25 protein-coding genes are annotated in these 23,253 nt (G+C 70.4%); 11 read left to right on the top strand and 14 right to left on the bottom strand.

Annotated features, from left to right (window positions below; genetic code table 11):
• Window positions 1-15 precede the first annotated feature (15 nt).
• Window positions 16-873, bottom strand: coding sequence for a hypothetical protein (locus AC1Q87_RS07865; RefSeq protein WP_492608423.1), 858 nt, complete (start codon window positions 871-873; stop codon window positions 16-18).
• A gap of 48 nt (window positions 874-921) precedes the next feature.
• Here AC1Q87_RS07865 and AC1Q87_RS07860 point away from each other — a divergent pair, with 48 nt between their 5' ends.
• Complete coding sequence (locus tag AC1Q87_RS07860) at window positions 922-2,280, top strand: SLC13 family permease (protein ID WP_492608422.1); 1,359 nt, start codon at window positions 922-924, stop codon at window positions 2,278-2,280.
• Here the strand turns inward: AC1Q87_RS07860 and AC1Q87_RS07855 are convergent.
• Window positions 2,277-3,335 carry a class I SAM-dependent methyltransferase gene (locus AC1Q87_RS07855; protein WP_492608421.1) on the bottom strand — a complete coding sequence of 353 codons (1,059 nt, stop codon included), beginning with the start codon at window positions 3,333-3,335 and terminating at the stop codon, window positions 2,277-2,279. The genes AC1Q87_RS07860 and AC1Q87_RS07855 overlap by 4 nt on opposite strands.
• 142 nt (window positions 3,336-3,477) lie before the next feature.
• On the opposite strand from AC1Q87_RS07855, the gene AC1Q87_RS07850 reads away from it, so the two are divergent.
• Entirely contained in the window at window positions 3,478-3,726 is a 249-nt protein-coding gene (locus tag AC1Q87_RS07850) for a putative hemolysin (protein ID WP_492608420.1), read from the top strand.
• Here AC1Q87_RS07850 and AC1Q87_RS07845 read toward each other — a convergent pair.
• Together AC1Q87_RS07845 and AC1Q87_RS07840 are read right to left on the bottom strand one after the other, a co-directional pair.
• Complete coding sequence (locus AC1Q87_RS07845) at window positions 3,711-4,349, bottom strand: VOC family protein (RefSeq protein ID WP_492608419.1); 639 nt, start codon at window positions 4,347-4,349, stop codon at window positions 3,711-3,713. The two genes, AC1Q87_RS07850 and AC1Q87_RS07845, sit on opposite strands and share 16 nt — an antisense overlap.
• Window positions 4,349-4,861 carry a hypothetical protein gene (locus AC1Q87_RS07840; protein ID WP_492608418.1) on the bottom strand — a complete coding sequence of 171 codons (513 nt, stop codon included), beginning with the start codon at window positions 4,859-4,861 and terminating at the stop codon, window positions 4,349-4,351. The genes AC1Q87_RS07845 and AC1Q87_RS07840 overlap by 1 nt, the downstream gene beginning before the upstream one ends.
• 153 nt (window positions 4,862-5,014) lie before the next feature.
• Between AC1Q87_RS07840 and AC1Q87_RS07835 the strand changes: the two genes are divergently transcribed.
• A complete protein-coding gene (locus tag AC1Q87_RS07835) occupies window positions 5,015-5,950 on the top strand; it encodes an NAD(P)H-dependent flavin oxidoreductase (RefSeq protein ID WP_492608417.1) in 936 nt (311 codons plus the stop codon).
• On the opposite strand, the gene AC1Q87_RS07830 is transcribed toward AC1Q87_RS07835, so the two are convergent.
• Window positions 5,947-6,330 (bottom strand): hypothetical protein, encoded by a 384-nt coding sequence (locus AC1Q87_RS07830; protein WP_492608416.1) that lies wholly within the window; start codon window positions 6,328-6,330, stop codon window positions 5,947-5,949. The genes AC1Q87_RS07835 and AC1Q87_RS07830 overlap by 4 nt on opposite strands.
• An 84-nt stretch (window positions 6,331-6,414) precedes the next feature.
• Here AC1Q87_RS07830 and AC1Q87_RS07825 point away from each other — a divergent pair, with 84 nt between their 5' ends.
• From AC1Q87_RS07825 to AC1Q87_RS07815, 3 genes are read left to right on the top strand one after another with little or no spacing between them, the layout of a single operon-like run.
• Entirely contained in the window at window positions 6,415-7,404 is a 990-nt protein-coding gene (locus AC1Q87_RS07825; protein WP_492608415.1) for a helix-turn-helix transcriptional regulator, read from the top strand.
• Between the two features lies 1 nt (window position 7,405).
• A complete protein-coding gene (gloA, locus tag AC1Q87_RS07820; protein WP_492608414.1) occupies window positions 7,406-7,906 on the top strand; it encodes a lactoylglutathione lyase in 501 nt (166 codons plus the stop codon).
• A gap of 60 nt (window positions 7,907-7,966) precedes the next feature.
• The gene (locus AC1Q87_RS07815) at window positions 7,967-9,709 is read left to right on the top strand and encodes an amylo-alpha-1,6-glucosidase (protein WP_492608413.1); all 1,743 of its coding nucleotides are present in this window, start codon (window positions 7,967-7,969) and stop codon (window positions 9,707-9,709) included.
• 3 nt (window positions 9,710-9,712) lie between these two features.
• On the opposite strand, the gene AC1Q87_RS07810 is transcribed toward AC1Q87_RS07815, so the two are convergent.
• The 5 genes from AC1Q87_RS07810 to AC1Q87_RS07790 all read right to left on the bottom strand — a co-directional run bounded on the left by AC1Q87_RS07810 (window position 9,713) and on the right by AC1Q87_RS07790 (window position 16,947).
• Window positions 9,713-10,537, bottom strand: coding sequence for a PIG-L deacetylase family protein (locus tag AC1Q87_RS07810; RefSeq protein WP_492608412.1), 825 nt, complete (start codon window positions 10,535-10,537; stop codon window positions 9,713-9,715).
• A complete protein-coding gene (locus tag AC1Q87_RS07805) occupies window positions 10,534-11,550 on the bottom strand; it encodes a serine hydrolase domain-containing protein (RefSeq protein WP_492608411.1) in 1,017 nt (338 codons plus the stop codon). The genes AC1Q87_RS07810 and AC1Q87_RS07805 overlap by 4 nt, the downstream gene beginning before the upstream one ends.
• Before the next feature lie 66 nt (window positions 11,551-11,616).
• On the bottom strand, window positions 11,617-12,783 hold the full coding sequence (locus tag AC1Q87_RS07800) for an MFS transporter (RefSeq protein WP_492608410.1): 1,167 nt from the start codon (window positions 12,781-12,783) through the stop codon (window positions 11,617-11,619).
• Window positions 12,780-15,872, bottom strand: a complete 3,093-nt coding sequence (locus tag AC1Q87_RS07795) for an efflux RND transporter permease subunit (protein ID WP_492608409.1) — start codon at window positions 15,870-15,872, stop codon at window positions 12,780-12,782. The genes AC1Q87_RS07800 and AC1Q87_RS07795 overlap by 4 nt, the downstream gene beginning before the upstream one ends.
• A gap of 4 nt (window positions 15,873-15,876) precedes the next feature.
• Entirely contained in the window at window positions 15,877-16,947 is a 1,071-nt protein-coding gene (locus AC1Q87_RS07790; protein ID WP_492608408.1) for an efflux RND transporter periplasmic adaptor subunit, read from the bottom strand.
• A 124-nt stretch (window positions 16,948-17,071) separates the two neighbouring features.
• On the opposite strand from AC1Q87_RS07790, the gene AC1Q87_RS07785 reads away from it, so the two are divergent.
• Window positions 17,072-17,701 carry a TetR/AcrR family transcriptional regulator gene (locus AC1Q87_RS07785; RefSeq protein WP_492608407.1) on the top strand — a complete coding sequence of 210 codons (630 nt, stop codon included), beginning with the start codon at window positions 17,072-17,074 and terminating at the stop codon, window positions 17,699-17,701.
• 102 nt (window positions 17,702-17,803) lie between these two features.
• On the top strand, window positions 17,804-18,667 hold the full coding sequence (locus AC1Q87_RS07780; RefSeq protein WP_492608406.1) for a dienelactone hydrolase family protein: 864 nt from the start codon (window positions 17,804-17,806) through the stop codon (window positions 18,665-18,667).
• Window positions 18,668-18,712: 45 nt separating this feature from the next.
• On the opposite strand, the gene fghA is transcribed toward AC1Q87_RS07780, so the two are convergent.
• On the bottom strand, window positions 18,713-19,546 hold the full coding sequence (gene fghA, locus AC1Q87_RS07775) for an S-formylglutathione hydrolase (RefSeq protein ID WP_492608405.1): 834 nt from the start codon (window positions 19,544-19,546) through the stop codon (window positions 18,713-18,715).
• A 38-nt stretch (window positions 19,547-19,584) separates the two neighbouring features.
• Here fghA and AC1Q87_RS07770 point away from each other — a divergent pair, with 38 nt between their 5' ends.
• On the top strand, window positions 19,585-20,112 hold the full coding sequence (locus AC1Q87_RS07770) for a GNAT family N-acetyltransferase (protein ID WP_492608404.1): 528 nt from the start codon (window positions 19,585-19,587) through the stop codon (window positions 20,110-20,112).
• Here the strand turns inward: AC1Q87_RS07770 and AC1Q87_RS07765 are convergent.
• Window positions 20,109-20,693 carry a GNAT family N-acetyltransferase gene (locus AC1Q87_RS07765; protein ID WP_492608403.1) on the bottom strand — a complete coding sequence of 195 codons (585 nt, stop codon included), beginning with the start codon at window positions 20,691-20,693 and terminating at the stop codon, window positions 20,109-20,111. The two genes, AC1Q87_RS07770 and AC1Q87_RS07765, sit on opposite strands and share 4 nt — an antisense overlap.
• A 131-nt stretch (window positions 20,694-20,824) precedes the next feature.
• Here AC1Q87_RS07765 and AC1Q87_RS07760 point away from each other — a divergent pair, with 131 nt between their 5' ends.
• A complete protein-coding gene (locus AC1Q87_RS07760) occupies window positions 20,825-21,409 on the top strand; it encodes a beta/gamma crystallin-related protein (protein WP_492608402.1) in 585 nt (194 codons plus the stop codon).
• Between the two features lie 47 nt (window positions 21,410-21,456).
• Complete coding sequence (locus AC1Q87_RS07755; protein ID WP_492608401.1) at window positions 21,457-21,834, top strand: META domain-containing protein; 378 nt, start codon at window positions 21,457-21,459, stop codon at window positions 21,832-21,834.
• Window position 21,835: 1 nt separating this feature from the next.
• On the opposite strand, the gene AC1Q87_RS07750 is transcribed toward AC1Q87_RS07755, so the two are convergent.
• Window positions 21,836-22,225 (bottom strand): YidH family protein, encoded by a 390-nt coding sequence (locus AC1Q87_RS07750; protein WP_492608400.1) that lies wholly within the window; start codon window positions 22,223-22,225, stop codon window positions 21,836-21,838.
• Window positions 22,226-22,300: 75 nt separating this feature from the next.
• The gene (locus tag AC1Q87_RS07745) at window positions 22,301-23,155 is read right to left on the bottom strand and encodes a LysR family transcriptional regulator (protein ID WP_492608399.1); all 855 of its coding nucleotides are present in this window, start codon (window positions 23,153-23,155) and stop codon (window positions 22,301-22,303) included.
• Window positions 23,156-23,253: the final 98 nt, after the last annotated feature.

Genomic DNA, 23,253 nt, shown 5'->3' with positions numbered 1-23,253 from the left:
AAATCTAGGACGCTCTCAGTCCTTGCGCCACTCGCTGATCACGCCGCCCGTGTCGGCGTCTTCGAACGCCACCCGATCGAGCTGGGCGGCGGCGATGCAGAGCGGACGCCGGTCCGGCGTCTCGGCGCGGCAATGGATGCTGCGGCCATCCGGGAAGGCGGCGAAGCGGCCCTCGAGCACCAGGCGGTAGCCCTTGGCCGGCGCCGGCGGCGGCGTCTCGCCCTCGCCGCGGACGGTGAAGCTGTAGGCTCGGCCGTTGCGGCGGCCGAAGCGCGAGCCCTCGGGTTCGAACACCGCCGCCAGGCCGAGCGTCTGCGGGCTCGGGGCCGCCGCGGCCTCGGCGTCTTCTCCATCGGCCACAGGCGCTGAGCCGGGCGGGCAGAGGTCCGACTGCAGCCAGGGCCGGTCGATCCAGTAGCCCTCGACGGCATCCCAGACCTTGGCCTCGACCGCGGCGGCGACCAGCGGCGAGTCGGTCCAGTCGGCCGGCGTCAGGCTGAGCTCGGCCGCCCGTCCCTTGGCGCGCAGCGTGCGGCCGGCCAGGCCCGGCGCCGGCTTGGCCTGCGGCGTGCAGCCGAACGGCGTGCGGATCGTGAAGCTGCGCCCGGCCAACGGATCGGCCCCTTCTGCGGCGACGCCCGCGGCGTAGGCCGATGCGGCTGTCGCGGCGGCGGCCAGGAGGTCGGCGCGGCCGAGGGCCGGGGGCGGGGCGATGATCTTCGGCGCCTCGGGCGGCGGCGGCTCGATCTTCGGCGGGGCCGGCGGCGGCGCGGTCTCTTTCGGACCACAGGCCAGCAGCAGCAGGGCAGGCAGGACGATGGCGCCGAGGCGCGCCCTTCTCCGGCGCGCTGAGTTCACATCTGCGGGAGGCATGGGCGCAACGCTAGCATGTGACCGCCCTCACGTTCCAAGAACCTTGGCGTGAACGTCACGGAAGGCGCCCCCTCACCGATGAACTTCGATCAGATCGCCGCCCTCGTGGTCCTTGTCGGCGTCGTCGGCGTGCTGATCCACGGACGGCTGCGGTCGGATGTGGCTGCCCTGTCGGCAGCCGCGGCGCTGCTGTTGCTCGGGGTCATCCGGCCGGTCGAGGTGCAGGGCGCCTTCGCCAGCCCGGCGGTCATCGCGCTCGCCTCGCTGTTCGTGATCGCCTACGCCATCGAGCTCTCGGGCCTGCTCGGCCTGATGATCCGCCAGGCGACCAAGCTGTGCGCACGGGCAGGCGAGAAGGGCCTGTGGCTGGTCATCGCCTTCTGCGGCACGGTCGGCGGCTTCCTCAACAACACGCCGATCGTGGTGCTGGCCGCGCCGGTGATCCGCGACGTCGCCACGTCGATCGGCCTGTCGCCCAAGCGCTTCCTGATGCCGCTCAGCTACGTGACGGTGATGGGCGGCCTGCTGACCCTGATCGGCACCTCGACCAACCTGCTGGTCAACGACATGGCCCGCAACGCCGGCCAGCCGACCTTCGGCCTGTTCGAGATCACCCCTGTGGGCCTCTGCGTCGCCGGGGCCGGGGCGTTGTACCTCTATCTGTTCGGGGTGCGCCTGCTGCCCAAGAGCGATGCGGTGATCCCCAGCACGGCCGCGCCCATTCCCTTGGGCGAGGCGCGCGGCCACGAGGGCGGCGCCGGGGACGCGGTGCTCGGCGACGTGGCGCTGTTCAGCGCCGCCGACCGGCCGCTGCAACTGGGCAAGGCGCTGACCTCCCTGGCGATCTTCGTGGCGGTGGTGGCCGCCGCGGCCTTTGGGGCCGCGCCGATCTCCGCGGCCGCCTTCGCAGGGGCGGTGGCGCTGATCCTGCTGCGGGTCATCAGCCCCGAGGAGGCCTATGCCGGCCTGCGCCCCGACGTGCTGCTGCTGATCGCCGGCATGGTGGTGGTCGGTCTCTCGATCGAGGTCACGGGCCTGGCCGCCGCGGGCAGCGAGTTCCTGATTGGCTTCATCCGTCCGTTCGGCCCGCTGGCGGCGCTGATCATCCTCTATGGCGTGACCCTGATCGCCACCGAGTTTCTCTCGAACGCCGCCGTCGCCGTCTTGATCACCCCGATCGCGGTGGCCTTGGCCGAGAGCCTGGGCGTCGATCCGCGGCCGTTTCTGGTGGCCGTGATGATGGCGGCCAGCGCCGCCTTCGCCACGCCGTTCGGCTATCAGACCAACGTCCTGGTCTTCCAGATGGGCGGTTACAGCTACATGGACTTCGTCCGTGTCGGCCTGCCGCTCAATCTGGTCACCTGGGTCGCGGCGATGATCGCGATCCCGGTGTTCTTCCCGTTCTAGGGCCGCACGTCGAACACCAGGTTGAACGGGGTCTCGGTCGCGCGCTTGAAGTGGGTGAAGCCGGCGTCCTCCGCCACTTGCCGCAGCCGCTTCTCGCCGGCCTGGGCGCCCAGCCCCATGCCGACTTCCTGGCTGAGCGAAGCTGGCGTGCAGATCATCGTCGAGGCCGAATAGAAGATCCGCCCGAACGGATTGAGGTTGTCGGCCAGGTCGTCATTGGCGAACGGCTCGACCAGCAGCCAGCTGCCGTCGGGAGCCAGGCTCTCGCGGATGTGCTTGGCCGCGCCGACGGGATCGCCCATGTCGTGCAGGGCGTCGAAGATGGCGATCATGTCGTAGGCGCCGCCGTTGAAGGTCTTGGCGCTGGCGACCTCGAACGTCACCCGGTCGGCGACCCCGGCCTCCTTGGCCGCCTCCCGCGCCCGCTCGATCGACGGGCCGTGATAGTCGAACCCGTAGAACTTCGAGTTGGGATAGGTCTTGGCCATCAGCACCGTCGACGCGCCGTGCCCGCAGCCGACATCGGCCACCCGCGCGCCGGCCTTCAGCTTGCCCTCCATGCCATCCATCGCCGGGATCCACTCGGTGGTCAGGTGGGCGTTGTAGCCGGGCCGGAAGAAGCGCTCGGTGCCGCGGAACAGGCAGACGTCGTGCTCGTGCCAGCCCAGGCCTTTGCCGTTCTTGAACACGGCCTCGACCTTCGGCTCGTCGCGGAACATCGCCGCCAGCACTTCAAAGCCGCCGGCCATGAACGCCGGGCCGCCCTCGTCGGCGAACACCATCGCCTGCTCGGGCGTGAGGAAGAACTCGGACTTCACGGGGTCGTACTCGACGTAGCCGGAGGCCGCCTGGGCGGCCAGCCATTCACGCACGTAGCGCTCGGTGGTGCCCGTCTGGGAGGCGAGCTTCAGCGAAGTGGTCGGCCCGCTCTGGGCCATCGCCTTGTAGAGCCCCAGCTGGTCGCCGAGGATGACCAGGGCCGCCGAGATGGCCGCGCCCATGTCGCCGAGCATCTTGCCCTGGAACGCTTCGAGTTTGGATTGATCGACTTGCACCTGGCCCTCCTTCGGTTTGCGGGGCGTGCATTTCGGATGTCGATGTTCTCTCACTGCGCGGGAGTGGTTTGAAGACATCAGGCCGTGCGCCCGTCGCCTTCTGATTGCGGACGACCTAGGTTGGCGAAAAGGAGACGTGGCTATGTGGAAGCCTCTGGCGATCTTCGCCTTGTCGGCGCTCGGCGCCTGCGCGCCAGGACAGGCCGACGCGCCGCCGGCCCGAGCCGTGGGCATGGCCAATCCGGCGTCGGTCCACTGCGGAACCTTGGGCGGCGTCAGCGAGATCCGCGAGGGGCCGGGAGGCCAGTACGGCATGTGCCGGCTGCCCGACGGCAAGGTCTGCGAGGAGTGGGCGCTCTATCGCGACAAGGTCTGTCAGCCGGGGACGTGATCGCGCGACGACAGGCGCACCTTGCCGCGCGGCGTGTCGAGTTCGGCGCTGATCTCGGCCGGACCGGCCTCGACCTTCGCCTCGACGTCCAGCCGCTCCAGCAGCGGACCGAGGCTCCAGGCCTCCGGGTGGCGCAGGGTGAGGCCCGTCAGGCGGCAGCCCTGGTCGGCTTCCTCCGAAGGGTGCGGGCTGTCGCCCCAGTCGATGAAGAACGGCGCCAGCGGGCCATAGGCGTGGCCGGCCGGGATCAGCAGCCGCCAGCGGACCAGCCGCCCGGTCGGCAGCCGGCGCGACATCGGAATGATGCCGGCGTGCGGCAGACCGGCCTGCTCCAGCTTCACCGCCACACGGTCGAGCCGGTCGGTGGCGACCGCGAAGGTGTGCAGGGTCGGGGCCGCCAGCGTCGCCAGTTGCGAGGCGGCGCCCGGCTGCGTCGCCTGGGCCGGGTCAGGGGCCAGGATCTCGAGATAGCTGCCGGCGCCGAGGCCGAGCACGGCGTTGCGGGTGCCGGCGCCGGGATGGGCTCCGCCGGGGCTGGCCTGGACGCCGGTGCGCGCCTGCAGTTCGCCGATCGCGCGCTCGAGGTCCGGCGCGGCCCAGACCAGATGGTCGACGCGCGCCATCAGGACGCGCGCCGGCGGAAGGCCAGCACGTTGTCGGTTTCGCTGTCCGCGGCCTCGGGCGGGCGGGCGGCCTCGATGGTTGGCAGCCGCAGGATGTAGCCGCTCATCGACAGGGCCTGGGCGACCAGGCAGGCCGCGGCCGGGAACGGCGCGCGCGGGGCGTCGGCCAGCAGCCAGGCCAGGTGGGCGTCGAGGCGGGCGTAGTCTTCGGCTTGGGCGGCGGCGAACAGCGCCAGCACCGACTGCTCGTCGCGGGTCAGGCGATAGGAGCCGGGCGCCGCCAGTGTGATCTTGCGTCGCCCGGAAACGCCCAGCTCACGGACGAACACGGTCAGGGCCGTCAGCGCCTCGATCCCCAGCGGGCCGCAGCTCTCCTCGAACTGGCGGCGCACCAGCTGGCAGTCGCCGGCCCCGAAGGCCGCGGCGCGGAACGCCCATAGCAACATGTGCTCGCCATGGGACAGGTCGCAGAGGCGGGCGTGGTCGTCCGGCCGGTGAGCGTGCTGGGGCATGGGGTAGGCTCCTTGGACTTCCCCGACCGTATTGCTACTGAGAATGACTCGCAACATGCATTTTGCGCAGAGGCCGATTTCCCCGCGGCCGGGCGCTTGACGCCGCCGGGCGCTGGCGGCCCAATGCTTCAAACAAGCGTTTGGGAGGCGCTCATGATCAAGACCCGGATCACCGAGATGCTCGGGATCGAGTATCCCATCGTGCAGGCGCCGATGGGCTGGATCGCCCGCAGCCAGCTGGCCTCGGCGGTGTCCAACGCCGGCGGCCTCGGGATCATCGAAACCTCGTCCGGAGAGCTCGACGCCGTCCGCGAGGAAGTCCGCAAGATGCGCGACCTGACCGACAAGCCGTTCGGGGTGAACATCGCCCAGGCCTTCGTGCGCGACCCGGACATCGTCTCCTTCGTGGTCGACCAGGGCGTGAAGTTCGTCACCACCTCGGCCGGCGATCCCAACAAGTACTGCTCGGCCTTGAAGGAAGCCGGCCTGACGGTCTTCCACGTGGTGCCTTCGCTGGGCGCGGCGCTCAAGGCGATCGAGGCGGGCGTCGACGGGCTGGTGGTCGAGGGCGGCGAGGGCGGCGGGTTCAAGAACGCCCGCGACGTCTCGACGATGGTGCTGCTGCCGCTGGTCTGCTCGAAGGTGAACGTGCCGGTGATCGCCGCCGGCGGCATCACCGACGGCCGATCGATGGCCGCGGCCTTCGCGCTCGGCGCCGAGGGCGTCCAGATGGGCACCCGCATGGTCTCGGCCGCCGAGAGCCCGGTGCACCAGAACTGGAAGGACGCCATCGTTGGCGCCAAGGAGACCGACACGGTGTTCCTCAACCGCTTCGGGCCCGGTCCGGCGCTGCGCGCGCTGCGCACCGAGAAGACCGGAACCTACGAGCGCGAAGGCGGCGAGGGCGTGATGGCCGAGTTCGCCCACGCCAAGGAGATGTACTTCGGCGGCGACCTCGAAAAGTCGATCCCGCTGACCGGCCAGGTCGCCGGCCGCATCGACGCGGTCAAGCCGGTGGCTCAAGTCATCGCCGAGACGGTCGCCGAATTCGAGGAGACCGTGAAGACGATCAGCAAGCGCTGGGGCTAGGCCGCAGCGCTCACCGGGCGAAAGCTCTCCTCGTCGAACAGGGCGTCCCAGTCGGCCCAGCTGTCAGCGGCGTCGCGCAGGCGGGCGTCGTCACGGACGGTGTGGACCTGACCTTCGGCCTCGTCCCAGATCACCGTCAGGTCGGCGAGCCGCCAGGCGTCTTCGCCCAGCTTGCCCTGGGCCTGCAGCTGCTCGATCATGCCGCCCGACAGGCGCAGCTTCAGGCGCTGGCCGGACATCCGCACGGCGACGTCGGCGTGGGTGATGACCTCGTCGATCATCTGCGCGCTCGCCGGCGCCATCGGGCGGCGGGCGGCGAACAGGAACATCGGGTCGGCGTAAGAGCGGCGGAACGGGGTCACTCGGGCGGCGCTGGGCATGGGGAAGTCCTTTCCTCTCGGCAGGTTCTTGTTAAAGTGCCGATGCGTCAGAATCGGACGTAGTGTTGTTCTGGAAAAGTTCTCATGCGTCATGAGAAGGCCGCCCGCCTGCTCGAATTGGCACGGATGCTGGCCTCGTCCGCCGAAGGCCTGACTCTCGACGAAATGGCCGAGCGCCTCGACGTCGGCCGCCGCACGGCCGAGCGGATGCGCGATGCGGTGCGCGAGGCGTTTCCGCAAATGGAAGAGGTCGACGATCCGCCCACGCGCCGGTTCCGCATCCCGGCCGGCCTGGACGGCATCTTCCAGGCCCCCAGCGCCGATGAGTTCGCGGCGCTGCGCGCCGCCGCCGAACAGTTCAAGGCCGCCGGGGCCCGGGCCCGGGCCGGCGCGCTGCTGTCGCTGGAGCAGAAGGTGCTGTCGGCGATCCGGGCCGGCGCCCGCCGCAAGCTCGCCCCCGACCTCGAGGCGCTGCTGGAAGCCGAGACCATGGCCGTTCACGCCGGCCCGCGCCCGTTCGAGGACGAGCAGGTGCTGGGCGCGGTGCGCGAGGCGATCATCTCGCTGCGCCGCCTGCGGCTTCGCTACGAGGGCGGGTCATCGCCGGGCCGGGTGCGTGAGATCACGCCCTTCGGCCTGCTGTTCGGCCGCTCCAACTATCTGGTCGGCGGTGAAGGGGATTCGCCCGAGCCGCGCACCTGGCGTCTCGACCGCATCCGCGACATCGAGGTCTCCGAGGCCGCGGGTTCGCGACCTGCGGGCTTCTCGCTGCAGGCGTTCATGAACCGCAGCTTCGGCATCTACCAGGACGAGGTCGAGGAGGTGGTGCTGCGGATCTTGCCGCACGGCGCCGAGGAGGCGATGGGCTGGCGTTTCCACCCGACCCAGGCGATCGAACCGCAGGACGGTGGTTCGGTGATCGTGCGCTTCACCGCCGGCGGCATGCGCGAACTGGCCTGGCACCTGTTCACCTGGGGCGACAAGGTGGAAATCATCGCCCCGCAGCGGCTAAGGAGCGTCATGCGTGAAGAGCTGGCCGCCGCGGCCCGGGCTCACGGCATGAAGGACACCTGAGATGACCGCCACCGACGGCTTCGTGCTGAACCAGACCATGCTGCGGGTGAAGGATCCGGCCAGGACGGTGCCGTTCTACCGCGACGTCCTCGGCATGACCTTGGTCGACCGCTACGACTTCGAGGCCGGCAAGTTCTCGCTCTACTTCATGGGCTATCCGGGCGGGGAAATTCCCAGCGATCCGGCCGAGCGCGTGAAGTGGGTGTTCGAGCAGCCAGCCCTGCTGGAGTTCACCCACAACTGGGGCACCGAGGACGATGCCGACTTCGCCTATCACAACGGCAACAGCGAGCCGCGCGGTTTCGGCCACATCGGGGTCTCGGTGCCCGACGTCGACGCCGCCTGCGTCCGCTTCGAGGAACTGGGCGTCGAGTTCGTCAAGCGTCCGAACGACGGTGCCATGAAGGGCATCGCCTTCATCAAGGATCCGGACGGCTACTGGATCGAGATCTTCTCCGGGGCGAACCTGAAGGGCCTGATTACGGCGGTGCGTGCGAGCTAACTGCGCGCTTCCGCGTTCTTTCCCAAGGGCCTGCGCCATGGCCAGCAGCGGGAGCCGCCGATGCCGATCCTGACCCCTCGCGCCGACGGCCTGGTCGATAGCACGACGCCGGTGTTGCTGCCGGTCATGGCCCCGCGCCTGCAGGGCGAGCTGTCGGCCGAGGGCTTCGGAGACCTGGCGCTGTGGGGCGAGGGCGATCTGGGCCGGATTCGATTCACGCCGTTGCCCGGTCCCTATGTGCACGGTCCCAACCTGCTGACCGCGCCCGGCGGCGGGATCTTCGTGGCCCAGGAAGCGCCGGTCATGGTGATCCGCGGCGCGACCTATCGCGGCTTCACGCCGGCGCGGCGCTGCGCGTCCTGGGACCGCATCCACCATCCCAAGGCCGGCGTGCGCCGCGAGAAGAGCCGCCGCCGCGTCGACCTGCCGTGGGCCAATGTGCTGATCGAACAGCGCGGCGAGGACCTGGTGATCGCCGCCGGGACCGACATCGCCGAGGCCGAGCGCGCGCTGCACTTCTCGGTCGACACCATCGTCGCCGAGGCGCGGGCCTACGCCGACCATTGCGACCAGTTGCCCGAGGCCGATCCCATGCTGCGCAGCATGGTCATGCAGGGGACGCATGCGGCGCTCTCCAGCATCCGGCGCGACGAGCGTGGCCGTTTCGACGGCCTGGCGGCGGGGCTGCACTATTCGGCCCCGGCCCGTACCTACTACCGCGACGGCTACTGGACCCTGCAGCTGCTGTTGAAGGCGGCGCCGGCCATGGTCCACGAGCAGATCGAGATGCTGGCCTCCGGCGTGCAGCCCGACGGCGAAGCGCCCAGCGGCGTCATCGTCTCCGGGCCCGAACAGGCCAAGGCCTGGGAAGAGCTGCGCACCACGGTGTTCGGCCTGGATTGGATTCACACGCGCTCGAACGACTGGTGGAGCGACCACTTCGACTCGCCCTTGTTCTTCGTGCTGGCGATCGGCGACTACGAGCGGACCTGCGACGACGACGGCCCGGCCGAGCGCCACTGGCCGCTGATCAAGGCGATCTTCGAGCGCTACCGCGGGTTCAGCGAGCAAGGCCTCCCGGTCAAGCCGCGCCATGACCGGGATTGGGCCGACAACGTCTACCGCGGCGGGTTCGTCGCCTATGATCTCGGCCTTTGGGTCGGGGCGCTGGATGTGATCGCGCGATTGGGACGGCGGATCGATCCCGAGCTGTCGGAGCAGGCGCGCGTGCTGGCCGAGCAGACCCGCGTCTCCGTCGATGCGGCGCTGTGGGGCGAGGCCGGCTGGTACGCCGACTATCACGCCCCCGCGGGGCTGGAGGAGGTCGAGCCGAGCCTGGAGGACCACCTCACGCTCGATAGCCTGACCCTGCTGCGCCACGACGCGGTGCCCCCGGACCGCGCCGAGCAGGTGCTGGAAGCCGTGCGCGCGCGCCTGGAAAGCCGACACAACGCGGTCCAGACCTACGGCGACTGGGGCGTGATGTGCTGCTTCCCGCCCTACAAGCACAAGGCCGACACCCGCTCGAAGTCGGCCTTCGCCTATCGCTATCACAACGGATCGGACTGGCCCTGGCTGTCAGGCATGTACGCCGAGGAGCGCCTGCGCCGCGGCCTGCCGGGCTGGCGCTATCCGATGCTGCGCTGGTGGGAGACATGCCTCGAACAGGGGTGGATGGGGGCGGTCGAATACTTCGCCCCGCCCTGGGGACGGGGCTCGCTGCTGCAAGGCTGGTCCGGCATGCCGGCGGCGGCGGCCCTCAAGTATCGCGACGTGGTGCTGGCCGGCGATCCCGACGCCTGATCCTCAGCGGTCGATCGCCAGGGCGAAGTACTCGCGGTCGAACAGCCGATAGTACAGCCAGTGCGGCACGCGGTCGGCATAGGGCTGGACGTCGGCGATGACCTTGGCCTGCGAGGCGTGGATGTCGAGCAGCCGCCGCTTGCGCCGCCCATGCGCGACGATGTTCACCGCCACGGTCGGGGCGGGCAGCCCGTCCTCGGGCGCCCTGGGATAGTTGTCGCGGAACGCGCTCACGAGCTTGAGCGCCAGGGCCACCATCGGCTTGGGCAGGGTCGCCTGATAGAGGCGCCGCACCGACGGCGCGCCGGCCTCGATGACCTTGCGCACCCAGCGGCCGGTCTGGACATGATCGGGATGGCCGTAGAACCCGACCTTCTCGTCGAAGCTGATCACCAGGCTGGGCGCGAAGCGTTCGATCAGGCCGGCGATCGCGGCCCGCGCGACGGCGGGGTCGATGGCGGTCAGTCCGCCGTCGGGGAAGTCCAGCACCTCGACATGGGCCGCGCCGAGATGCTCGCCGGCCGCCTGCGCCTCGGCGCGCCGCACGCGCGCCAACTCCTCGCGGGTGTAGCCCGTGTCCTTGGCCGCCTCTCCGGCCGTCAGATAGACCAAGGTCAGTTCGGCGCCGCCGCGCGCCATTCCGGCCAGGGCGCCGGCGCAGGTGATCTCGTCGTCGGGATGGGCCCAGATCGCCATCACCCGCCGTGGCGCGCCGTCCGCGAACAGGTCGCTGGCCACCGGCACGCCGTCGTCGTTCAGTTGCTTGCGGGCGAGCCAGAAGGTCGCTCCGCCCTTCGCCGCCGCCAGAGCCGGCAGCAGCCACATCATCGGAAGCAGTCCACCGTCTGGCCGACCCACGCGGCCAGCGCGTCCTTCTTGTCCAGCGGGGTCGCGCCGTGGCGCACCAGGATCAGGTCGAGCTCGGGGACTAGCACCGTGAATTGGCCGTCGTAACCGTTGGCCGAGAACGAGCCGTCGCCGGCGATGCCGAGCCACCAGTGCGCGCCATAGCCGAGTTCGCTGGCGCCAGGCTGCTGGTAGGTCGGGGTGCGGGCGTAATCGACCCAGCCCTCGGGCAGCAGCCGGCGGCCGTCCCAGACGCCGTCGCGCAGGTAGAGCAGGCCGAACCGCGCGAAGTCGCGGGCGCTGGCGTAGCAGAACGACGAGCCGATGAAGGTGCCGGCGGCGTCGAACTTCGGGATCGGGGTCTTCATGCCGAGCGGGCCGAACAGGCGCGCCTGCATGAACGCCTTGAGGTCGCCGGCCGCCTCGCCGGCGGCCCGGGCGACGATGTTGCTCGTGCCGCTGGCATAGGACCAGAAGGTGTCCGGCGCGTGCTCTAGCGGCAGGCTGGCGGCATAGTGGGCGACGTCGCCCTTGCCCGACTGGAACAGCATCTCGATCACGTCCGAGACGCTGCCGGGCACGTAGTCCTCGACGAACTTCAGCCCGCTCGACATGCGCAGCAGCTGGTCGAGGGTGATCGCGCCGCGCGGGTCGCCCTCGGCGCTCCATTCGGCGACCTTGGCCGGGGCGTGGACGTCCAGCTTGCCGTCCAGGACCAGCATCCCGACCAGCGACTGGGTGATGCTCTTGGCCTTGGACCAGGAGGGATAGGTGGCGTCAGGACCATGGCCTTCGCCATAGCGCTCGAAGACCAGCTTGCCGCCCTGGACGATGGCCAGGGCGTGGGTCTCGCCGACGCTGTCGCCCTCGAACGCCTGCGCCAACAGCGCGTCGAACCGGTCTCGCTGCAGGTCGGCGGGCAGAGTTCCCTCAGGCCAGGCTTGCGTCGGCCAGGGAACGTCGGCGGGCTGAACGGGCAGGGGCGCGAGGGTCATGCGTGTCACTCGTTTGAGATCGGAGCGGACCACAACCAACACCGTTAGCCGGACGGCCGCAACGGGCTAGGCGGCGGCGAGGCGCTTCGCCCGGCCCGCGGTCAGCGCCCAGAACAGCGCCCCGCCCACCGCCAGCGCCACGGAGGCCGACGTCAGGGCCGGGCCGCCGAAGCTCGTCAGCATCGCGCCGCCCAGCGCGCCGCCCAGCGCCTGGCCCATCGAGGCGGCCGAGCCGTTCAGCGCCAGCGCCATCGGGGCTGCGGTCGGCAGCGCCTCCACCAGCCGGGTCTGGACCACAGGCATGATCGCAAACAGAGCGGTGGCCGCGATCAGGATGGCGCTGCAGACGACGGCGTAGGTGGCCGGGCCGGCCGGCGCGCCGCCCAGCAGCTCCAGCTCGTGCAGGCCCGCGCCCAGCCCCAGGGCCAGGAACGACAACCCGACGGCCAGCCCGCCCTTGCCGCGGTCGGCGCTGCGGCCGCCCAGCCACAGGCCGACGAAGCTGCCGACGCCGATGACGATCTGGAACGCCCCGACTCCCGCGCCGGTGATCCCGGTCTGCAGGCGGATGATCGGGGCGATGTAGGTCGAGACGGTCATGTTGGCCCCGAAGGCCAGGAAGGTCGCGGCCCACAGCGGCAGGGCCGTGGGGATGGCCAGCTTGCCGCCCTTCACCGGCGCAGGCGCCTCGACCTTCGGCGTCGCCAGCGCCACGGCGACAAAGGAGACCAGCGACAGCAGGGCCGAGAGCGCGAAGGTCGCCCGCCAGCCGTAGGCGGCGCCGACGACGCTGCCCAAGGGAATGCCCAGCAGAAACGCGATGGTCATGCCGCCCATCACGGTGGCCATGGCCGATCCGCGCCGTTCGGGCGGGACGAGGCTGGCGGCCATGGTCGAGGCGGCGGGGCCGGCCAGGGCCGCGATCGCGCCGAGAGCGGCGCGCAGGCCCAGAAGCTGGCCGAAGCTGGTGGCGACCATGCAGGCCAGGCTCAGCACTATGGACAGACCGAGTGCGGTCAGCAGCACGCCCTTGCGTTCCCGCTTGCCCAGCAGCATCGCCAGCGGCGGCCCGGCGAGAGCCGAGGTCAGCACGTAGGCGGTCTGAAGCTGGCCCGCCGCGCCCGTCGAGACGCCGAGATCGGCGGCCATGCTCTCGAGCAGGCCGGCGAAGATGAAGGCGCTGGATCCGAACGAGAACGTCGAAAGCGCCAGGACGAAGATGCGCGGGTTCATGCCGCCCGAGCTTCAGCGCCGATCTCGCTCACGTCGACCGAGTTCTTCTCTTCGCCGCGTGAGAGAAGCAGGTAGGTGACCGGCGTCGCGACCCGGCTGAGGAAGGTCGAGGTGATCAGCCCGCCGATGATGGCGATGGCCAGCGGCGAGTAGAGGCCCGAACCCTCGAGCGCCAACGGCAGCAGGCCGCCGATCGCCGTCACCGAGGTCAGCAGAACCGGCAGGAAGCGGACCTCGCCGGCCTTCTCGATCGCCTCGCGCAGGCCCATGCCGCCCTTGCGCAGCTGCTCGGTGAAGTCGACCAGCAGGATCGAGTTCTTGATCTCTATGCCGATGAGCGCGATCAGCCCGATGGTGGCGGTGAACGACAGCGAATGGCCGGTCAGCCACAGCGCCGCCACCGCGCCGAAGAGGCCGAGCGGAATGACCCCGGCCACCACCAGCGCCGTGCGGAACTTGCCGAACTCCAGCACCAGGATGGCGAGGATGCCGAACACCGCCACCAGGATCGCCGCGCCCAGGCCTGCGAAGCTCTCGGATTGGGCCTCGGCCTGGCCGCCGAGCGACAAGGTGTAGCCGGCCGGCATCGGCAGTTCCTTGGCCAGCCGCGCCTCGACGTCGGCGGTGACCTTCGACGTCAGCGCCCCGGTGCGGACCTGCGAGGTGACCGTGACGGTGCGCTCGCGGTCGTAGCGGGTGATCAGGGCCGGGCTGGATCGGAACGTCGGCTGAGCCACGGCCGCGAGCGGCGCGGCCTGACCGCCGGCGGTCGGCACGTGGATCTGAGACAGGGCCGAGAGCTCGTTGCGCTCGCCCATCGGCAGGCGCACGCGCACCGGATAGTCGTCGCCGTCCGGATCGCGGTAGCGCGCCGCGTCCTCGCCCGACAGCGCGAGCCGCGCGGTGCGCCGCGCCGCGCCGGCCGGCATGCCGAGCGCCGCGGCCTTGGCTTCGTCGAGGCCAAGGTCGATGTCGGTGCGGTCGAGCCGCAGCGGGTTCTCGACGTCGCGGGTTCCGGGCGTCGTCTTCATGATCTGCTCGGCGCGGGCGGCCAGCGCCTTCAGCACGTCGAGGTTCTCGCCGGTGATGCGGATCGCGACCGGGGCCTCGATCGGCGGGCCGTTCTCGAAGGTGACGATGCTGATCCGAGCGCCGGGATAGCGGGCGAAGTCGGCGCGCAGGGCGTCGAGCACCTTCTCGCTCTTGCCCGGCTCCCAGGCCTTCAGGCTGGCGAACACCTCGCCATAGCTGGCCTGGGTCTGGCGTTGCTGCTGGTTGTAGAAGATCTGCGGATTGCCGCGGCCGAGGTTGGCGGCGGTCCAGGCGATCTGCGGCGTCGCCTTCAGCCGCGCCTCGACGTGGCGCAGGGCCTGGTCGGTCTTGGCCATCGACGAGCCGTCGGCGGTCTCCACCCGGACCAGGAACTGCGGGGTCTCGGCCGGCGGGAACAGGCTTGAGCCGATGGCGCCGAGCAGCGGCACGGTGGTGGCGCAGATCGCGCCGATGATCGCGATGGCGATCCACGGCCGGGCCAGGGCGCGATGCAGCACCGGGGTGTAGAAGCGGTGGATCGCGCCGTTGACCGCCCGCAGGATGGCGTTGCCTTCCGGCTCCTCGTGGCGCGACAGCATGCGACTGGCCAGGAACGGGATGATGGTCAGCGCCACCACCAGCGAGGCGCCGACCGTCGCCAGCACCGTCACCGGCAGCGAGCGGATATAGGCGCCCGACCCGCCCGGCAGGGCCAGCAGCGGCAGGAAGGCGAACATCAGCGTCGCCGTGCAACCGATCACCGCCAGGGTGATCTGACGCGTGCCGTTGATCGCCGCGTCGAGCCGGCTGGCGCCCTCGCGCAGGTGGCGGGCGATGTTTTCGGTGACCACGATGCTGTCGTCGACCAGCAGCCCCAGCGACAGCACGAACCCGGCGATGGCCAGCTGATTGACCGTGAAACCCAGCGCCTGCAGCACCGACAGGCCGATCAGCAGCGACAGCGGGATCGACAGCATCACCACCCCGCCGGCCCGCAGGCCGAGCGGCAGCAGCGTCACCATCACCAGGGCCAGCGCCAGGCCGAAATCTCGGAACAGCCGCGACAGCCGGTGGGCGACATTGTCGGCCTGCACGAAGCCGCGCTCGAGCTTCACGCCGGCCGGCAGGGTCTTCTCGAAGGCGTCCAGGGTCTGCTCGACGCCCTTGGTCACCTTGGCGACGTCGGCGCCGTCCTTCTGGGCGACAGTGACGAACACCGCGCGCTGACCGTTGAATCGCGTCAGGTGGTCGGCTTCCTGCTGGGCCCAGCTCACCTGGGCCACGTCCCTGACCCTCACGACCTGGCCGTCGATCGCCCGCACCGGAGTGTCGGCGACCGCCTGCAGGTTGCGGAAGGCGCCGCCGGCCTTGACGTTGAAGCGGCGCTCGCCGGCGTGGGCGGCCCCGACCGGCGTCTCGGCGCCAGCTGCGCGCAGGGCGTCGGCGACCGCCGTCGGCGGCAGCTGCATCGCCGCCAGTTTCGGCAGGTCGATCGCCACCCGCACCTCGGACGGCGGCGCGCCCCAGTAGCGCGCCTCGCGCACGCCGGGGGTGCGGTCCAGCCGCTCGCGCAGAGTGTCGGCCAGCTTCTCCAGCCGGCGCATCGGCAGATGCTCGCTGACCAGCGCCACCTGGACGATGGCGACTTCGGTGGTGCGGGCGCGGCGCACCTCGAGCTGGGCCAGGCCGGGCGGCAGGTTGGGGCGCAGCGCGTTCACCTCGCGCACGACCTCGTCGTACTTGCGCTCGGTGTTGACGCTCCAGTCGAACTCGACGCTGACGATGGCCGCGCCGTCGAGGCTGGTCGAGGCGATCTTGCTGACGTCGTCGAGGCCGTCGAGCGCGTCCTCGATCGGGTCGGCGACCAGCTGCTCCATCTCGGCCGGCTCGGCGCCCGGCAGCACGGCGCGGACGATCACCACCGGAATCGGGAAGTGCGGATCCTCGGACCGCGGCGTGGTCATCAGGGCGTTGAGCCCCAGCATGGCCAGCAGGGCGAAGGCGACCAGCGTGAACTGCCAGTTGCGGACGGCGAAGGCGGCGACGTCGAACCTCATCGGCTCAGTTCCCTGTCGAGGCCAGGTTCAGCTGCTTGGGATCGACGACCTGCACCTTCTCGCCGTCGTCGATGAAGCCGGCGCCCGCGGTGATCACCCGCGCTCCGGCCGGCAAGCCCGAGACCAGCGCATCGTCGCCGTCGAAGCCGCCGAAGCTGACCGGCCGGCGCCGCGCCACGTCCTTCTCGACGACGAAGACGAAGGCCTTCTGGCCGTCGGCCTCGAGGATCGCTTCGGCCGGTACGCGCGCCATCGGCGTGGTCGGCGCCGCGCCGACGCTGATGTCGGCGGTTGCGATCTGGCCCGAGCGCAGCGGATGGGCGCCCAGCAGTTCGATCTCGACGTCGACCGCCCCGGTCTGGGGCCCGGCCCGCTCACCCACCCGGCTGACACGACCGGGCACGACGGCGGGGAGACCGTCGATGCGGACGCTGGCGCTCTGGCCGACGCGGACGCGGATCACGTCGCGATCGGCCAGGGGCGCGCGCAGGGTGAGCGGACTGGATTCGTCGGCGATGCGCAGCACCGCCTGTCCCGGTTGCACGACTTCGCCGGCCTGGGCGGTGCGCTGCAGCACCACGCCGCCGGCCGGCGAGACCAGCTGGGCCCAGCGACGGTCGAAGGCGGCCGAACCGGCCCGGGCCTGCGCGGCGCGCAGCGCGCTCTTGCGGTCGTCCAGCCGCTGAACCGAGATGAAGCCCTTGTCGAACAGCGCCTGGTCGCGGGCCAGGTCGCGGCGGGCGCGTTCGACCTCGACGTCGGCCTGGGTCTGGGCGGCCGCGACGCCGGCGGGATCGAGGCTGGCCAGCACTTGGCCGGCCCGGACCACGTCGCCGTCGTCGACGTTGAGGGCGGTGATCACCCCGCCGATGCGGAACGACAGGGTCATTTCCCGGCGGCGTTCCAGCGGGCCGGTGGCGGTCAGAAGCGCGCCGTCCGAGGGGCTGCGCACGGCCACCGCCTCGACCGCCGCAGGCGGCGGGGCCTCGGCGGTCTTCGGGGCCTTCGAACAGGCGGTGGCGGCGGCCAGGCTGGCGGCCGCCGCCACTCCGGCGCGCACAAGGCGTGGTCTCACAAAACGCCTGATACGCACCGGTGTCTCCAGTAATCAATCAATGATAGGTGATCAGTGATCGATAATGTGCGATTGTCAAGCGGCAGGGGCTTATGACAGGCATGCAGGAATGAATGCGCCGAGCTTGCGATCGCCGCGCAAGGCGAAGGGCCAGGGGGCCGAACGACGCGAGGAAATCCTCGCGGCGGCGCTCAGGTTGTTCACCGAATTCGGCATCTACGCCGTCTCGACGCGGCAGATCGCCCAGGCCGTGGGCATCTCCCAGCCGACGCTCTACGCCTACTTTCCGACCAAGGACGATATCGGTCACGAGCTGCAGGACCGCGCCTTCGCGCTGCTGGCCGAGAAGTTGGCGGCGGGCGACCACGGTCAGATCGACAACCTCGACGGCGTCGTCCGGATGCTGCGCATCTACGTCGATTTCGGGCTTGAGAACCCGGACATGTACCGCATCGCCTTCATGTCCGAGGGGCAGCGGGTCGGCAAGCTGCGGCACGAGCCGAAGGACCTGGCCATGCTGCCGGCGGTGCAGTCCACCTACGGCGTGCTGCGCGGCGAACTGGCCAAGCTCCAGGCCCGCGGCCTGACCATCGAGCTCGACATCGAGACCCTGACCCAGTGCGCCTGGTCGGGGATGCACGGTCTGGTCTCGCTGCTGATCGCCAAGCCGGGCTTTCCGTGGTCCGAGCGCGAGCACCTGATCGCCAGCCAGCTTCGCGTCATCGCCCGCGGCCTCTGGCGCGGCGGCTCTTAGTTCGCGATCACTTCGAGCCGCCTGAGCCCAAGCTTCCCTCGCCGACACATCCGCGCAACAAATGCTGCGCTCCATGGGCCGGACAAAAAGGGAGGTGACGCCATGTGCGACGACGATATCCACCAGGGTCTGATCGAGGATCCCACCGTTTCTCGCCGGACGTTCGGCCTGATGACCGTGGCGGCCGCGGGCCTCACGGCCGCCAGCGCGCATGCGGCGGTTCCGGTCGTCGAGAAGGACGTCGAGATCAAGACCCCGGACGGCGTCGCCGACGCCGCGCTCTACTATCCGGAAGGCAAGGGTTCGTGGCCCGCGGTGCTGCTGTGGCCCGACGTGGTCAGCCTGCGGCCGGTGCTCCGTGAGATGGGCAAGCGTCTTGCCGCCTCGGGCTATGTGGTGCTGGTCCCCAACCTCTACTACCGGGTCAAGAAGGCCCCGGTGGTCGACGGGGCGTTCAACTTCGCCAACGCCGATGACCGCGCCAAGCTCGCCCCGCTGCGCGCCAGCGTGACGCCGGAAGGCACCGATCGCGACGCGGTCGCCTATCTCGCCTTCCTCGACGCCCAGCCGCAGACCGACAAGAAAAAGAAGGTCGGCACGCAGGGGTATTGCATGGGCGGGCCGCTGGCCTTCCGCACGGCCGGCGCGGTTCCGAACCGGGTCGGCGCGGTGGCCAGCTTCCATGGCGGGGGCCTGTTCACCGACGCCCCGACCAGTCCGCACCTGGTGCTGCCCAAGACCCATGCCGAGTACATGGTCCTGGTCGCCGACAACGACGACAAGCAGGACCCGGCGGCCAAGGAAAAGCTCAAGGGCGCGCTCGACGCCGCCAAGCTCAAGAGCCGGGTGGAGGTCTACGAAGGCGCCGCCCACGGTTGGACCGTCAAGGGCAGCCAAGTCTACAACGAGCCGGCCGCCGAAAAGGCCTGGGCCGAGCTGCTCGATCTCTACAAGCGCGCGCTCTAAGGCGCCTGCGGTCGGCGGAGCGTCCGCCGACCGCTTCCGCCGCGCCTAGAGCCGCGCGGCGTGCCAGGCGACGTGGTCGCCGATGAAGCTGGTGATGAAGAAGTAGGAGTGGTCGTAGCCCTCCTGCATGCGCAGCGTCAGGCTCGCGCCGCCCTCCGCCGCGGCCGCCTGCAGCAGTTCGGGCTTGAGCTGTTCGACCAGGAAGCTGTCGCCCCCGCCCTGGTCGACCAGGATCTCGCGGCCGCGCGCCTGGCCGGCGGCGATCAGCAGCGCGCTGTCGTGCGCGGTCCAGGCGGTCTCATCGGCGCCGAGATAGGCGCCCAGCGCCTTCTGCCCCCACGGGCAGCGGGTCGGCGAGGCGATCGGCGCGAAGGCCGAGACCGTCTTGAACAGCTGCGGGTGGCGCAGGGCCAGGGTCAGCGCGCCATGGCCGCCCATCGAGTGGCCGAAGATCCCGCGCCGCCCGCCGTCCAGCGCGAAGGCCTCCTCGGCCGCCGCGATCAGGTCGGCGACGACGTAGGTCTCCATCTTGAAGTGCGCCGCCCAGGGCGCCTGCGTCGCGTCGACATAGAAGCCGGCGCCCTGGCCGAGGTCGTATGCCGGATCGTCGGCGACGCCCTCGCCGCGCGGGCTGGTGTCGGGGGCGACGATGGCGACGCCGGCCTTGGCCGCATAGGCGTAGGCGCCGGCCTTGGTGGTGAAGTTGTCCTCGGTGCAGGTCAGGCCCGACAGCCAGATCAGGTAGGGAACCGGTCCGCGCGTGTCGCCAGGGATGAAGACCGAGAACCGCATCGGCGTCCCGGTCGCCGCGCTCGGGTGGCGGACATAGCTCAGCGTCCCGCCATGGACCTTGTGCTGCTGAAGAATTTCGACCGGCATGGGGACCTCCTGACTGACCAGGGTCTATAAGCCGACCCATGACCGAGAAGCGAGCCTCCCTGCGCCCCTTGACCCCCGCCGACATGCCGGCGGTCGCCGCCTTGCAACTGGTCGCCTTCGAGCCGCTGTTTCACGAACCGCAGGATATCCTGGCCAGCCGCCTGATCATTGCGCCGGACCTGTGCTGGGGCGCGTTCGAGGGGGACGACCTGCGGGCCTACATCCTCAGCCACCCCTGGCCGGCCGCCAGCCCGCCGCCGATCGGCACGACGCTCAGCCCGCCGGCCGCGACCGACAACTGGTTCGTCCACGATCTGGCGATCGGCCCCGCCGCGCGAGGGCAGGGCCTTGGCCGCGATCTGGTGGCGTCGGCGTCGAACGCGGCGCTGGACGCCGGTCTCGTGCGCGGCGATCTCGTGGCCGTGCAGGGCGCCTGGCGGTTCTGGGAGAAGCTCGGCTACGCCGTGCAGGACGGCCTGGAAGAGCCGCTGCGGTCCAAGGTCGCCGGCTATGGCGACGATGCGCGCTATATGACCGCCGAGATCGCCGCGCTGAAAGTCCGCTAGATCAGCGGCACGTGGCTCGCGGAGTCCCGCGGCGCCAGGTCCAGCAGCCGCGGATCGTCGGCGATTTCCACCTGCCTGCGGAACGGCGTGAAGCCCGAGCGGACGTAGAAGGCCAGCGCGCCGGGGTGATCTAGGCTGCAGGTGTGAACCCAGAACCGCCCGATCGGCGCGGCCCAGGCCCGTTGCACGGCGCGGTTCATCATCCACCGTCCCGCGCCGCCGCCGACCAGCCCGGGCGAGACCCCGAAGAAGGTCAGTTCACACTCGCCTTCGGTGCGGAAGTCGAGTTCCAGGATGCCGACGCCTTCCGGCGCCTCCAGCCGGTAGACCTCGACTCCGGGCGCGCCGATCACGGCGGCCAGGTCCTCGTCGGCCATCAGCAATCGCGAGAACCACAGCCAGTCGCGGCCGACCGCGGAGTACAGCGCGCGATACTCCTCGATCCCCGGGCGCTCCAGGCGCCGCAGGATCCATTTCCCGCCATGCGCCTCCGGACGCAGCGGGGGCGGGGCGTGCATTTCCAGCAAGGTGACGATGGTGGCGATCTTGCCCGCCGGCACGTCGTGATACCCGTCGCTCATCATGGTCGTTCCTCCACGCCGCAAACCACGCGGACCACGCCCAGGCGCCGGCGGCTTGTCAACGCGCAGGGTCGGGAACTACGGCCGTGCTTGGCCATTAGAGTCGGCGACGGGCAATTTGGGAGGACTGCATGTTGTCTCGGATCATTCTGGCCTCGGCCGCCCTGCTGGCGCTCGCCGCGCCGGCCTCGGCCCAGGACCGCATGGCTCCCAACGCTCAGCTGTTCTCCGGCACGGGCTATCAGGGCCGCAGCCTGACAGTCGTCCGCGACATGCCGGTGATCCCGGCCACCTGGTCGGCGCGCAGCATCCGCATGGGCGGCGGCAGTTCGTGGGAGGTGTGCGAACTGCCCAACTTCCGTGGCCGCTGCACCGTGCTTACCGGCTCCAGCGCCAATCTCCAGACCCAGCTCGGGGTCAGCGGCGTGCGTTCGATCCGCGCCGCCGCGGCCGTGCCGACGCCCCTGCCGCAGCCGGTTCCGGGCGGGGCCGGACGCTCGCTGAGGGGCATGGCGGCCGAGTTCTTCCCGGCGCCGGAGTCACGCGGACGGCGGATCGAGGCCTGCAATCGCGAGGGCGGCGGCTCGGCCTGCATCACCCGTGAAGCCGACAACTTCTGCAAATCCATGGGCTATGTCCGGTCGCGGAACAGCGCCCCCGAGACCATTTCGGGCCGCATCTTCCTGGCCGACGTACTCTGCAGCCGGTGGAATTGATGCGCCTTGTCTCAGCACTCGTCGGATTGAGTTTCGCGGGCGTGGTCATGTCCGCCTGCGCGACCGCGTCGCCGCCGCCTTCCTCCGGAGGCGGCGGCGCGCTGGTCGGCCCCGAATGGCGGCTGGAGGATCTGCTCGGCGGCGGGATCATCGACCGCTCGCACGTCACTTTGACCCTGGCCAAGGACGGTTCGGCCGCCGGCGCCGGCGGCTGCAACCGCTACTTCGGGACCTGGACCCAGAAGGGCGGCGCCCTGACCTTCGGCAAGATGGGCTCGACGATGATGGCCTGCGCCCCCTCGCTGATGGAGCAGGAGGGCAAGTACCTGAAGGCGCTGGAGACTGCCTCCGGCTACAGCTTTACGCCCGACGGCGCGCTGGTGATCGCCACCGCGCAGGGGCCGCTCAAGTTCCGCAGGGACTAGGTCAGACGATCCGGCCGGCGATGCCGACGAAGAGGGCGAGGCCGGCCAGCAGCATGACGAGCGAGATGAACAGGGTGGGGCGCCCCAGCCGGAACTCCTCGGTGCGCTGCAGGTCCTTCAGCGTCGTCCAGTAGCTGACCACGCCCAGCAGCATCGACAGCGTGCCGACGCCGGCCAGGAACAGCCCGACCTGCTGAGGGCTGTTCTGACGAGCCAGTTCCTCGTTCTGCGCGGCGGTCTCCAGGAACTTGTAGATCGTGAAGCCGAAGCTCAGCATCGACAGCGAGGTGCGGACCCAGGCCATCAGCGTGCGGTCCGCGGCCATGATCGTCCGCATGGTGCCGAGGTCGCTGGGCAGGCCCAGGTTTCCCTTCGCTCGCGAGGCGGTCATGGCGGGTCTCCAGTGGCCGAGCCAGAAGGGAACCATGCCGCTGCGCTCACGGGCATCGGGCGTTTCCCTGAGGCGTCAGCTCATCTCGCCGAACACCTCGCGCGCGGCCTGGACGAAGGCGGTCGGCCGGGCCGCCTCGCCGGCGTAGCACAGGCCGATCACCCGCCGCGGCGTGAAGCCCTCCAGTGTGACCCGGGCGACCCCGGGGTCGCGATAGCTGTCTGGCATGACGGTGATCCCCAGGCCGGCGCGGACCAGTGCCAGCACCTTCTCGTCGCCGGCCCCGCGATAGCTGAAGAAAGGCCGCACGCCGCGGTCGGTGAAGTAGCGGCTGGTCTGGGCCAGCACCTCGCAGTGGCGACGGACCATCATCACCTCGTCGGCCAGCGCCTCGCCGTCGACCGTTTCGGCCCCCGCCAGCCGGTGGCCGGCCGGCAGAGCCAAGCCATAGCCTTCCTCATGCAGGCGCTCGCTGGCGAAACGCTCCGTGGACGGATTGATGGCGGTCAGCGCGGCTTCGACCCGGCCGCGGTCCAGCAGGCTGAGCACCTCTCGCTCGGAGCCTTCGAGCAGTTCGATCCGCTCGGCCCCGGCCGGACGGCGGGTCAGGATCTCCTCGATCAGCGCGGCTGGAATGGTCGACAGCACCGCAACACGCAGAAGCTGGGCGGGCGCGGCGCCCGTCACCGCCGCCTGGGCTAGATTGAATTCATGCTCGATGCGGCGCGCATGGACCAGGAACCGGCTGCCGGCCTCGGTCAGGTGCACTCGGCGATTGGTGCGGTCGAACAGCCGCGCCTGCAGTTGGCCTTCAAGCTTGGCGATGCCGGCCGAGAGCGTGGGCTGGGCGACGTTCTCGCGCGCCGCCGCGCGGCTGAAGTTCCCGGTCTCGACAACAGCCAGGAAGTAGCGCAGCAGGTAGCGGTCCATAATAGATGACATCTATCATATGCATCATGATCGTTCAATTTTGTGGATTGTTCAGCCGGCGCTAGTTTTGCGAGGTTAGCCCCAGACCCGCCCCGCAG

It is taken from the genome of Phenylobacterium sp. GW823-FHT02A09 (genome assembly GCF_058797775.1).
This window is presented reverse-complemented; position numbering and strand designations above follow the sequence as displayed.